The organism is Flavobacteriales bacterium (genome assembly GCA_020435415.1).
Lineage (GTDB): Bacteria > Bacteroidota > Bacteroidia > JACJYZ01 > JACJYZ01 > JACJYZ01.
In genome coordinates this window covers 21,975-34,102 of record JAGQZQ010000030.1, presented here as the reverse complement: position 1 = coordinate 34,102, position 12,128 = coordinate 21,975, and the positions used below count along the sequence as shown (strand labels likewise).

Below are 12,128 nucleotides of genomic sequence, written 5' to 3'. Positions count from 1 at the left end.
AGTAGGCAGATAGCGCAACTATAAACCATAAACTATGAACTATAAACTATAACCTATCTTTACGTCCTTAAATCAGAATGCATGAACTTTATCGAAGAACTCAGGTGGCGTGGCATGATACACGACGTGATGCCCGGAACGGAAGAACAACTGGCCAAAGAAATGACAGCGGGCTATATCGGATTTGACCCAACCGCTGACTCACTCCACATCGGTAGTTTGGTGCAGATCATGCTGCTGATGCACTTCCAGCGTGCGGGACATAAACCTTTTGCACTGGTAGGAGGCGCCACCGGAATGGTAGGTGACCCTTCCGGAAAATCACAGGAACGTAATCTCCTTTCCGAGGACATCATCCGCCACAATGCGGATAGCATAAAGAAACAACTGGAGAAATTCCTGGAATTCGACGATAAACCCAATGCTGCCGTAATGGTGAATAACTACGACTGGTTCGGACAGATGGGCTTTCTGGAATTCATCCGTGACGTGGGTAAGCATATTACCGTCAATTACATGATGGGGAAAGATTCCGTGCAGAAGCGTCTTGAAACCGGACTTTCTTTCACCGAGTTCACGTACCAGCTGGTGCAGGGCTACGACTTTTTTCATCTTTATAAAGAACACAACTGCAAGTTGCAGATGGGTGGTTCCGATCAGTGGGGAAACATCGTAACCGGTACCGAACTCATCCGCAGAAAAAGCAGCGGTGAAGCATTTGCACTCACTTCACCCCTGGTCACCAAGGCCGATGGTTCCAAATTCGGAAAAACCGAGGAGGGTAATGTATGGCTCGATCCGGAGCGTACCTCCCCCTACAAGTTCACACAATTCTGGCTGAATAGTTCCGATGAAGATTCAGCGCGCTACATCCGCATCTTCACCATGCTGTCGGAAGAAGATATCACCACACTGGAGAAAGCACATGCCGCCGAACCACACGCCCGTTTACTGCAAAAACGGATCGCCGAGGAGATCACCACACTGGTGCATTCCCGAGAAGACTATGAGAAAGCCATGATGGCTGCCGACATCCTTTTTGGAAAAGGAACAACGGAACAACTTCGTACATTGAACGAGTCCGACCTGCTATCGGTATTAGATGGTGTTCCCCAGGTGGAAATCGGAAAATCCGAGCTGGACGGCGGACTGGATATCCTGGAATTCCTGAGCACCAAGACCGGCATCTTTCCTTCCAAAGGCGAAGCCAGACGCATGTTGCAAAGCGGCGGAATCTCCATTAATAAAGAGAAGGTGTCCGACAGTACGACGGTGAATGCGGACCACCTGCTGAACAACAGATATATCCTCGCACAAAAAGGAAAGAAGAATTATTTTCTGGTGAAAGCGGTGTAAAGGATTTAATGCAAACCATTACTTCATTTTTAGCTTTCTTGGATCCTGCCTGTTGTCAAATAGTGAAAGTATCTCCACGGAATCAGACTTTACCTTGTAATAGATCGTAGTCTGCCTGCTAAGCACCGCTCTTCTAACGTCTTTGTGTTTAAATGCTTCCGGAAAGATCAAAGGTCTTTGTGAGATCAGTTGCAGTTGTTTCTCAAGCAGACGGGCAAACTTCCTTAGTTCTTTTTCCGACCAGTGACCTTCAATATAAGTTAGTGTATTATTCAGATTTTTGTAGGCTTCATCTGTCCAGATGACCTCACAACCACTTTTCATACTTCTTTCGGACTTCCTGGTGTGGTATTACTTTGCCCTCTTTGCTGTCTTTTAAACCCCGCTCAATGGATTGTCTTTCCGCTTCGGAAATTTCATCCCACCAGTCCGCCGCGGAAGCCGTATCTTCCTTAAGCCACTTAAGCCTCTCAATGGTGGTTTTATCTTTCAGATTAACCAACCACTCGATAAGTTTCAGTTTTTCCGCCTGTATGCTCACGGTTATTGTGTTTTGTTCAAATTTAACGTTTTTTGCCCGGATTTGTTCGCTATTATGATTACCTGGCTATGTTCAGAATAAGGAATATCTTCTGGTGAAAGTGGTGCAATTACCTGCCAGCCAGATTCCGTATACAATTCTCCCGGACCTGCCAGATCTCATCAAAATCTAACGGGCAACCGCTTTCCCTTATCCATTGTTTCAGAAAATCCTGGTGGTGGCTGACCTTGAATGCTGCCACTTGCGAAGGTTGTATCTCCGTTTCGATCATCACGTCCTTTGCTATGTTCCGATAATCAGATCCTTTTGTGGTAAGGTCGATGCGTTCACCGTCGACCTTCAGGTAACAATGTGCTTCCGGAATAAAGTCCAGTGAATGACGTGAAAGTTCCTCACCAATACCCGGTGTATTCGCTTCATTCATTTTATAAATTCCCAGGATCAACTGCACATCAGGAACGTTGTTGAGATCAGCAAGGCGTTTCAGGAGTGCATGTTTTGAACTGCACGTACCTTTCTTTTCCCTTAACACCAACGACAGGTCAGAGCGATTGAGGTTTCGTCCATACGGGAGTTGCCTTACGAATTCAGTCAATGACAACCAGGTGTGAATACCCTCACCTCTTGCAAGCAATGTGAGCGCATCCCCGGAAGTGAGTGGCTGATCTGTTTTCATATTCAACGGTAAGCCCGGTAGAGATCGAGCGCCTGTCGAAACCGAATCAACCCTCGGCCAATGCCTTAAGCTTATTTAATGCCCTCGGCCAGGTCTCGCTGAAGTAATCCTTGTACTCAGGCACCACATCTATTTCAATCGACACAGTGGTTATGCCGGAGTTCTCTTCAAACGAATAATTTTCAAGACTGCCTGCCCATTTTTCCACTTCAGGTCCTTCTGTAATCTCCTGTCCGCCCTTCAGCATTCCGATATGCCGGATCGATACAAACCGAAAGGGTGTGTTCTCTACTATTTCCGAAACCATGCCTTCCTTCTTCCCATCATCCGTGGTTCCGACAAACAACATCCTCTCTCCCTTCTGCCACTCTCCTTCATAGGTTGACGTCGGATTGAATTCCGCGGTCCACTGTTCATATGTATTGATATTCTTCGTGCCGAGCATGGTATCGTAAACCTTCTCTGCCGGCGCATTGATGGTTTGTTCAAAATGCATTTTTTCCATTGCCTAAACTATTATGTTGGTTATTACGGGGCTATGAGTGATTTAATTAAAGTTGAAGAAGAACCGGGTTCTGCTGCATTCCATGCCCATCACTTTACTTTTTAGATAAGGCCAATGTCAGACCGAGAATTGACAATACACCCACCTTGCTCCACCTGGTAATCTTCCAAAGCTTAGGATTATTGATGTGCTTTGTCAACCTGCCGGACAGGATCGCAATCAGGCTGAACACGACCAGCGCCTGCGCCATAAAGATCAAGCCCAGGGCAACCATCTGCCATGTGACATTCATTCCATTGGGACTAACAAACTGCGGCAAAAAAGCAATAAAGAACAGGGATACCTTCGGGTTCAGTACATTCATAAAAAAGCCCTTTCTGATCAATGGCAAAACCCTGAATTCATTCGTTGTCCGGTCCGCCTGAAAGTCTAACTCCGGTTTTCCTTCTTTCGTAGCGCGGAAGGCCAGATAAAACAGATACGCCGCACCCAGGTATTTGATGATGGAGAACACAAATGCAGACTTCTGTATGATCAATGATAATCCTGTCGCAGCTGCCAGCGTGTGTATCAACACACCCAAACAAAGTCCGATGGAGATGGAAATTCCGTTTTTGTGTCCTTTGGTCAGGCTCTCTGTCAGAACAAACAGATTATCCGGGCCAGGCATGAGAGATAACAATACGGATGCGATAATGAAGGAGATGATGAGTTGGGGTTCCATGTTGGTTTTAGTCTAAGCAGATAAGACAAATTTAGGTAAAGGTTCCCAGATCGTTCTGCCGTTAGGCGAAGGTTGTACCTTAGTCTGACTATTCCGTAGCTTGAAGCTACATTGACGTGTCATGATAGATATTTAACCACAGCCTTTCAATCCTGTTTGGCATTAGGCAAAGGTTCTGCCGTTAGGCGAAGGTTGTACCTTCGTCTGACTATCTTGTAGCTTGAAGCTACCTGAATCATATCTTAAAATACCCTCTCCCACGCCATCGTGTTTTGATAATCGATATTAATCGGATATAAGTACTTACTCCGCATTGTTATCGGACCGTCTTTATAGATTTGAGCAGAACAACACCATGACAACCGGTTATAAGATATTCGATCAATCTGCGCTTTATTTTATGACCCTCCAGGTAGTGCAATGGGCGGATATTTTCACACGTAAAGTCTACCGTGACATTATCATTGACGGCTTCAGATACTGTTGTGATAAGAAAGGGTTAGAAATATATGCCTATGTTATCATGTCCAATCATATTCACCTGCTTGCCCAAAGCACAAAAGGTGACATAAGCGGAACGATCAGGGATTTTAAACGACACACTGCAAAACAAATACTCAACATCGTTCAAGATAATAGTGAGAGTAGAAGGCACTGGATGATGATGATCTTCCGCTACGCCGCCCGTGGACATAACCGCAACAAAACATTCCAGGTATGGACCCATGAGAACCATGCAGAACTTATATATTCAAACAAGTTCATTGAACAGAAAATCGAATACATCCATAACAACCCGGTACGGGCCGGACTGGTGGAAAAACCTGAAGATTATCTTTACAGCAGTGCCAGGTGTTATGCAGAATTAGACGCTGTGTTTCAAACCGAACTGGCGGTGTTGAGGTGGAAAACGGTGAGGTGAGTGATGATGTTGGTTGCGTAGCACATGCTACAGGATAAACAGACGAAGGTGCAACCTTCGCCTAACGCATCGGTGAGGTTGATATGCAACGGTGAGATGAGGTGGAAAAAGTACGCTGAAGATGGTGTTGGTTTTGCGTAGCAAATGCTACAGAATAAACAGACGAAGGTACAACCTTCGCCTAACGCATCGGTGGGGTTGATATGCTACGGTTAACTATGGTCTTCAATCCCCAGTCCCTGCTTACATAAACTTATAAGTAACGCTTTAATCACTTCAATGGAGGTTGAAGCAAGTTTACTCCCAATACTTTTCTTTGCCTTATTCCAAACAGTATTGTCTCTTGCAGCATCTAAGAACTCATGTCCTAGCCATGTAAGGCCAACGGGTTTCCACTCAAAGCCATCTTTTGTAATCAAGTCCTTCGCATCCAGGTAACCAGCTTCTGCCAGCAATTTCACATGGTAAGAAATCTGTTCCTTGGAAAAATTATCTACCTCAATATCTAACAAGCCCATTGGTGATTTTTTCCTTTCCACTTCAATCAGTATTTGCCGGATTAAATCTATATCTCTTTGCATATGTTCTTATGTATATTAATGGTTCTGTTCATTGGTAATACTGCTGCCACACTTTCAATTTTTTATCTTCAGTAAGTAATTACATAACAACCTTAAAGCAAATCACCAACTAATTTCTATTTACTGCAATTGGCAGACCAATGACCCTGAATCGTTAGGCGAAGGTTGCACCTTCGTCTGGCTATCTTGTAGCTTGAAGCTACATTATATAATCAGCGCGAACTGCAATCCACGCCTATTCCCCAGCATACAACTTCACCACCACCGTTCCATCCTCGGTGATATAACCGCGGTACATGCCGGGCGTGTTGAAGGTCATCGCGACATTGCCTTTGGCATCCAGTGCGATCACGCCGCCGGTGCCGCCGGTTTCGGTGAGCTTTTTAATGATCACCGTCTCGGCAGCCTCCGATACCGTCTGACTTTTATATTCCATCACCGCAGCAATATCATAGGCCACAACATTTCGGATGAAATATTCTCCGTGGCCGGTTGACGATACACCACACGTTTTGTTGCTTGCATAGGTGCCTGCGCCAATGATGGGTGAGTCTCCTACCCTGCCATAACGTTTGTTGGTCATCCCACCGGTGGAGGTTCCGGCAGCAAGGTTGCCCTGCTTATCCAGCGCCACAGCACCCACCGTTCCGAATTTGTGGTCGCCGTTGCCTTCCGGATTTCCAGACCACTGCTCATCAAACTCCACATCCAGCGGGGCCACCTCCCCTTTGTCATCGTTCAGTTTCATTTCCTCCTGCTCTTTCAGGCGAAGCAACTGTTCGTATCTTTTTTGGGTAAAGAAATAGGCCGTATCGACCATTTCCAGTCCTTCTTTAACGGCGAATGTCTCAGCTCCGGATCCTGTCATCATCACATGCGGCGATTTCTCCATGACCTTGCGGGCCGCGCTGATCGGGCTTTTGATGGTGCGTACACCGGCCACAGCACCCGCCATACCGGATTTTCCATCCATCACTGATGCGTCCAGTTCATTGGTACCGGCATTGGTAAATACCGCTCCTTTGCCAGCGTTGAACAACGGGCTGTCTTCCATGACGTGGATGGTCTGCTCCACTGCGTCCATACTGGAACCTCCATTCTGGATCACCTTGTATCCGGTTTGAAGTGCTTCCGTAAGTTTGCTGCGGATGGCCTGTTCCATGGAATCGGTCATGTTCTTTTTCAGGATGGTGCCTGCACCTCCGTGGATCACCAGCACTACATTTTTCATGGGTTGTTGTTCTTGTTGAGCCCACATGTAAAGCGGCAATGCCATACATACCAGGGCGAGGATTGTTTTTTTCATGGGAATGGGTTTGGGTGAATCAAACTTATGAAAAAAATGTACTGAATCGGGTTCAAGGTTTAAAGTTGCAGGTTTGTCAACCTTAAACCTTGAACCTTTAACTGTAAACCTTTAACTATCTTTGCCGCCATGTCCCTCTTACAAGACATACAAAAACTGGCGAAGGAGAACCTCCCGGAAGTGATCCGGATTCGCCGGCACATGCATGCACACCCGGAGCTTTCCTTCCAGGAGAAGGAGACCTCGGCATTCGTTGCATCGGAGCTGGAAGCGCTTGGCATCCCCTTTACCAAAGGCTGGGTAGAGACCGGCATTGTGGCCATCATCGAAGGGAAGAACCCATCTAAAAAAATCATCGCCCTGCGGGCAGATCTGGACGCATTACCTATCCAGGAAGAGAATGATGTGGCGTATAAGTCTACCGTCAAAGGCGTCATGCATGCCTGTGGCCACGATGTACACACTTCTTCTTTGCTTGGAACGGCAAGGATTCTCATGCAACTCAGAGACCGGTTTGAAGGGACAGTTAAACTCATTTTTCAACCGGGTGAGGAAAAACTCCCCGGTGGCGCTTCGCTGATGATTGAAGCGGGAGCACTGAAGAACCCGGCGCCTTCAGCCATGTACGGACAGCATGTACAACCTGACCTTCCCGCCGGGAAAGTGGGCTTTCGTCCGGGACACTACATGGCTTCTGCAGATGAACTTTTTATTACGGTAAAAGGCAAAGGCGGCCACGGTGCAATGCCTGATAAGAATGTAGATCCTGTATTGATCTCCGCCCATCTGATTGTAGCACTGCAACAGCTGGTAAGCCGCATGGCACCACCTGCCATCCCTTGTGTTTTATCCATCGGAAAGGTGATTGCTAACGGAGCCACCAACGTGATCCCGAACGAAGTGCACATGGAAGGAACCTTCCGCACAATGGACGAGGCCTGGCGCGAGAAAGCACACGAGCAGATGGTAAAGCTGGGAACCTCCCTTGCCAAAAGCATGGGTGGCACCTGTGATTTCAGGGTGGAGAAAGGTTATCCGTTCCTGGTCAATGAAGAGGCATTGACGCGACGTGCCCGTGAGCAGGCCATTGCATACCTTGGAAAAGACAATGTGATCGACCTGCCGTTGCGCATGACCTCAGAAGATTTTTCCTACTATTCTCAGGTGGCGGACACCTGTTTCTACAGATTGGGCACCGGCAACGAAAGCCGTGGCATCACCGCCCAGATACACACGCCGAAGTTTGATATTGATGAGTCGGCCCTGGAAACTGGCATGGGCCTGATGGCGTGGTTGACTGTAAATGAGTTGATGGTTTAAAGTCTAAGGTTCGTCAACCTTAAACCTTAAACTTTAAACCAGTTAATTCCCGAACTCCGAAATAAATTTGATTCTGACGAGGCGGACTTCCTCTTCGCTCAGTTCTTCATCTTTGAATTCTTCCAGTGCTTCGGCGATGCTGTCGGTCTCTGCTTCCTGAAAATATTCAAAAAGCATATCCTGCTTGTCTTCATCCACCATTTCATCGATATGGTAAGACAAATCCAGTTTGGTGCCGGAAAGCACGATGGTCTCAACCTCATGCAGCAGGATATCCGGAGAAATCCCTTTGGCACTGGCGATATCATTGAAAGGTAGCTTACGGTCTATGTTCTGGATAATATGCACTTTAAGGCCTGACTTGTTCACCACCGATTTAATGACCATATCGGTTGGCCGTTCGATGTTGTTCTCTTTCACATACCTTTCTATCAACGCCAGAAAAGGTTTTCCGAAGCGCATGGCTTTTCCGCTGCCAACCCCTACGATGTTGTTCAGTTCATCCATCGTTACAGGATACTGGATGGCCATGTCTTCGAGCGAAGGATCCTGAAAGATCACAAAGGGCGGCAGTTGTTTTTCCTTGGATATGGACCTCCGGAGATCTTTCAGTAAATTGAAGAGAACCATGTCCGCCGCACCTGTCTTAGCATGGCCATTGGTGGGGATCACTTCGTCCATGCCTTCTTCTTCATACTCCTGATCTTTGGAAAGCATCATGGAATATGGCTTGGCCAGGTATTCCCTGCCTTTATCAGCAACCCTGAGCAAGCCGTAGTTCTCAATATCCTTCAACAGAAAACCGGCCACCAGCGCCTGCCGGATCACAGCATTCCAGTAGCGCTCGTCCTCAGCATCACCGGCACCGAACACTTCCAGCTGGTTATGTTTGTACGATTTTACCGTATTGCTTGCCTTACCGGTCAGTACATTCACCACATGACGGGCCTTGAACTTTTCCTTCAGAAGGATAATGGTATTAAGAAGCAACACCATGCTCTCCTGGCCTTCGAATTGTTCCCTGGGATTCTGACAATTATCGCACAGATTGCAATGATCGTGCGGATACGTTTCACCGAAATAATGTAACAAGGTTTTTCTCCGGCACATGGAGGATTCCACGTATGCCATCGTTTCCAGAAGCAACTGTTTGCCGATCTCCTGCTCTGCCACCGGCTTGCCCTTCATGAACTTCTGGAGCTTCAGGATGTCATTGTAGCTGTAAAAAGCAACACAGTTTCCTTCTCGTCCGTCCCTTCCGGCACGACCTGTTTCCTGATAATAGCTTTCCAGACTTTTGGGAATATCATGGTGGATGACAAAACGCACGTCCGGTTTATCGATGCCCATACCGAAGGCGATGGTTGCTACGATCACATCCACATCCTCCATCAGAAAACGATCCTGATGCTCGGCACGCGTGATGGAATCCAGACCGGCATGGTACGGAAGTGCTTTGATCCCGTTTACCTGTAGCAGTTGCGCCAGCTCTTCCACCTTCTTCCGGCTCAGGCAATAAATAATCCCTGATTTACCCGCGTGTGCCTTTATATACTTGATGATCTCCTTGGTCACATTTACCTTCGGCCTGACTTCATAATAAAGGTTTTCCCTGTTAAAGGAAGATTTGAAAACCGAAGCACTGCTCATTCCCAGATTCTTCTGAATATCCTGCTGCACCTTGGGGGTTGCGGTGGCCGTTAATGCAATGATCGGTGTTTGCCCAATTTGTTCGATGATAGGTCGGAGCCGACGGTATTCCGGTCTGAAGTCATGTCCCCATTCCGAAATACAGTGCGCTTCATCAATGGCAAAGAAGGAAATATGGATTTCTTTCAGAAAGCGGACATTGTCTTCCTTTGTCAGCGATTCCGGTGCCACATACAGCAGCTTCGTCTTTCCATCACGCACATCATTCTTCACGTTCTCCACATCCTGACGGGACAAGCTTGAATTGAGAAAGTGAGCAATCCCATCTTCATTACCAAAACTTCTCAAAGCATCCACCTGGTTCTTCATCAGGGCGATCAGCGGTGAAATAACAATGGCAGTGCCTTCTGACATCAGGGCGGGCAGTTGATAACACATCGACTTGCCGCCACCGGTGGGCATGATCACAAACGTATCACGTCCGCTAAGGACATTCTTGATGATCGCTTCCTGATCACCTTTAAACTTATCAAAACCGAAGAACTTCTTGAGGTATTCTGTAAGACCGTTGGCCTCTAGCACGGGCTCCCGGTTCATTTTACTAAAATTAGATACATTTGTCATTCTAAATCACTTGATCCGATAATTCACCCCGCATTTAAAGATAACAATATTTACCATTTCCATCCTATTTTTTTTGAAATCAAAAGAAGACATCATAGCCATAGGCCGTCAGGTGATTAACCGGGAATTACAAGCAATATCAAGCATTCCTTCCCGGATCGGAGATGATTTTGCATCCTGTATTGGTTTGATTCTGAACAGCAGGGGTCGGATCATCATTACCGGGATTGGCAAAAGTGCACATGTTGCGGGTAAGATTGTTGCCACCCTGAACTCGACCGGCAGTCCTGCTATTTTTATGCATGCAGCCGATGCCGTCCATGGGGATCTGGGCATTGTACAGAAGGACGATATCGTGTTGTGCCTGTCAAAAAGCGGTGAGACGCCCGAAATCAAAGCACTCATTCCATTAATAAAGTCCCGCGGTCATAAGTTGGTGGCCATGGTTGGACAAATGAATTCCTACCTGGCCCGTGAGTCAGACTTGGTGCTGGATACCTCGGTGGATCAGGAAGCCTGCCCCAACAACCTTGCCCCTACCACAAGCACAACCGCACAGATGATTATGGGGGATGCCCTGGCGGTTACCCTGCTCGAATGCCGTGGTTTTACAAAGGAGGATTTTGCACGCGTACATCCGGGAGGAGCCCTGGGAAAACAACTTTATCTGAAAGTTGATGACATATACAAGGGCAATGAAAAACCGGTGGTTCAACCGGAAACACCCCTCAAGCAGGCCATTGTTGAAATATCGTCCAAACGCCTGGGTATGACCGCCGTGATAAACCACGGAAAACTCGTGGGCGTCATTACCGATGGTGACCTGAGGAGAATGCTGGAGAGCAACAGACCCATCGATGATCTGACGGCAGCGGATATCATGAACACGACCCCGAAGTCCATCGCTCCGTCAGCCCTCGCCGTGGCTGCCCTGGAGGTCATGGAGAAATTCCAGATCACACAATTGGTCGTTGCTGAAAACGACCAATACCTGGGCGTTATTCATCTACATGACTTACTAAGAGAAGGCATTCTCTGAACCAATCGGTATGGCAGCAGAACACAAACATCCCGATGAGATGAGCTTTCTCGATCACCTGGAAGTACTCAGGTGGCACCTCGTACGAAGCAGCATCGCCGTGTTCATCTTAGCTGCCATTGCCTTTGTGAACCGCCCCCTGATCTTTGACACCATCCTGTTCGGTCCGAAAAGCGGTTCGTTCCCTACCTATGTGGTATTATGCAAAATGGCGCAACAGTTGGGTCTGGACGAATCTCTTTGCATGACAGACCTGCCGTTCCAGATCATCAACATTGATATGTCCGGGCAATTCACCCTGCACATTATGGTGTCCATTATCAGCGGCTTGGTCATGGCATTCCCGTATATCCTCTGGGAGATCTGGCGCTTTATCCGCCCCGCCCTTCACCAAAAAGAAAGACGGTATGCGCGTGGACTGGTATTCTATACTTCATTTCTTTTTATCAGCGGTCTGCTGTTTGGTTATTTTGTGATCTCTCCTTTATCCGTACAGTTTTTGGGAACCTACCAGGTTAGCGCACAGGTGCCCAACCAACCCACACTCAATTCATTTATCATGACAGAGGTGCTCATCACCGTAGCATCCGGTCTCATCTTCGAAATGCCGGTTCTGGTTTACTTCCTCACGAAGATGGGGCTCATCTCTCCCGAATTCCTTAAGAAGTACCGCCGCCATGCCATTGTGATCAACCTGGTCCTGGCCGCCATCATTACACCTCCGGATATTTCCAGTCAGATACTCATGGCCATCCCATTGCTCATCCTATATCAGATCAGTATCTGGATATCAGGGCGGGTACTGAAGAAGGAAGCAGCAAACCAGGACTGACAAACCACGTAAACAATTAATACCGGACGGACAACCCAACTGTCTGACCAAA

The 12,128-nt window shown here is 47.3% G+C and carries 13 protein-coding genes; 5 read left to right on the top strand and 8 right to left on the bottom strand.

Annotated elements, in window-relative coordinates; genetic code table 11:
* Positions 1-81: 81 nt before the first annotated feature.
* Positions 82-1,356 carry a tyrosine--tRNA ligase gene (locus tag KDD36_06975; GenBank protein ID MCB0396377.1) on the top strand — a complete coding sequence of 425 codons (1,275 nt, stop codon included), beginning with the start codon at positions 82-84 and terminating at the stop codon, positions 1,354-1,356.
* An 18-nt stretch (positions 1,357-1,374) separates the two neighbouring features.
* On the opposite strand, the gene KDD36_06970 is transcribed toward KDD36_06975, so the two are convergent.
* The 5 genes from KDD36_06970 to KDD36_06950 all read right to left on the bottom strand — a co-directional run bounded on the left by KDD36_06970 (position 1,375) and on the right by KDD36_06950 (position 3,802).
* On the bottom strand, positions 1,375-1,680 hold the full coding sequence (locus KDD36_06970; GenBank protein MCB0396376.1) for a type II toxin-antitoxin system RelE/ParE family toxin: 306 nt from the start codon (positions 1,678-1,680) through the stop codon (positions 1,375-1,377).
* Positions 1,664-1,897: a hypothetical protein gene (locus tag KDD36_06965; GenBank protein MCB0396375.1), complete on the bottom strand. Its 234-nt coding sequence runs from the start codon at positions 1,895-1,897 to the stop codon at positions 1,664-1,666. The genes KDD36_06970 and KDD36_06965 overlap by 17 nt, the downstream gene beginning before the upstream one ends.
* A gap of 109 nt (positions 1,898-2,006) precedes the next feature.
* Positions 2,007-2,498 (bottom strand): hypothetical protein, encoded by a 492-nt coding sequence (locus KDD36_06960; protein ID MCB0396374.1) that lies wholly within the window; start codon positions 2,496-2,498, stop codon positions 2,007-2,009.
* Positions 2,499-2,619: 121 nt separating this feature from the next.
* A complete protein-coding gene (locus KDD36_06955; GenBank protein ID MCB0396373.1) occupies positions 2,620-3,078 on the bottom strand; it encodes an SRPBCC domain-containing protein in 459 nt (152 codons plus the stop codon).
* A gap of 94 nt (positions 3,079-3,172) precedes the next feature.
* On the bottom strand, positions 3,173-3,802 hold the full coding sequence (locus KDD36_06950) for a LysE family translocator (GenBank protein ID MCB0396372.1): 630 nt from the start codon (positions 3,800-3,802) through the stop codon (positions 3,173-3,175).
* A gap of 355 nt (positions 3,803-4,157) precedes the next feature.
* Between KDD36_06950 and KDD36_06945 the strand changes: the two genes are divergently transcribed.
* Positions 4,158-4,724 (top strand): transposase, encoded by a 567-nt coding sequence (locus tag KDD36_06945; protein MCB0396371.1) that lies wholly within the window; start codon positions 4,158-4,160, stop codon positions 4,722-4,724.
* A gap of 212 nt (positions 4,725-4,936) precedes the next feature.
* Here the strand turns inward: KDD36_06945 and KDD36_06940 are convergent, their stop codons facing one another.
* Together KDD36_06940 and KDD36_06935 are read right to left on the bottom strand one after the other, a co-directional pair.
* The gene (locus KDD36_06940; protein ID MCB0396370.1) at positions 4,937-5,305 is read right to left on the bottom strand and encodes a DUF2513 domain-containing protein; all 369 of its coding nucleotides are present in this window, start codon (positions 5,303-5,305) and stop codon (positions 4,937-4,939) included.
* Between the two features lie 235 nt (positions 5,306-5,540).
* Positions 5,541-6,611, bottom strand: a complete 1,071-nt coding sequence (locus KDD36_06935) for an isoaspartyl peptidase/L-asparaginase (GenBank protein MCB0396369.1) — start codon at positions 6,609-6,611, stop codon at positions 5,541-5,543.
* Between the two features lie 129 nt (positions 6,612-6,740).
* Here KDD36_06935 and KDD36_06930 point away from each other — a divergent pair, with 129 nt between their 5' ends.
* Positions 6,741-7,931, top strand: coding sequence for an amidohydrolase (locus tag KDD36_06930; protein ID MCB0396368.1), 1,191 nt, complete (start codon positions 6,741-6,743; stop codon positions 7,929-7,931).
* A gap of 42 nt (positions 7,932-7,973) precedes the next feature.
* Here KDD36_06930 and recQ read toward each other — a convergent pair whose 3' ends face one another.
* On the bottom strand, positions 7,974-10,178 hold the full coding sequence (gene recQ, locus KDD36_06925; GenBank protein MCB0396367.1) for a DNA helicase RecQ: 2,205 nt from the start codon (positions 10,176-10,178) through the stop codon (positions 7,974-7,976).
* A gap of 100 nt (positions 10,179-10,278) precedes the next feature.
* On the opposite strand from recQ, the gene KDD36_06920 reads away from it, so the two are divergent.
* On the top strand, positions 10,279-11,244 hold the full coding sequence (locus tag KDD36_06920) for a KpsF/GutQ family sugar-phosphate isomerase (GenBank protein ID MCB0396366.1): 966 nt from the start codon (positions 10,279-10,281) through the stop codon (positions 11,242-11,244).
* Between the two features lie 10 nt (positions 11,245-11,254).
* Positions 11,255-12,076: a twin-arginine translocase subunit TatC gene (gene tatC / locus KDD36_06915; GenBank protein MCB0396365.1), complete on the top strand. Its 822-nt coding sequence runs from the start codon at positions 11,255-11,257 to the stop codon at positions 12,074-12,076.
* Positions 12,077-12,128: the final 52 nt, after the last annotated feature.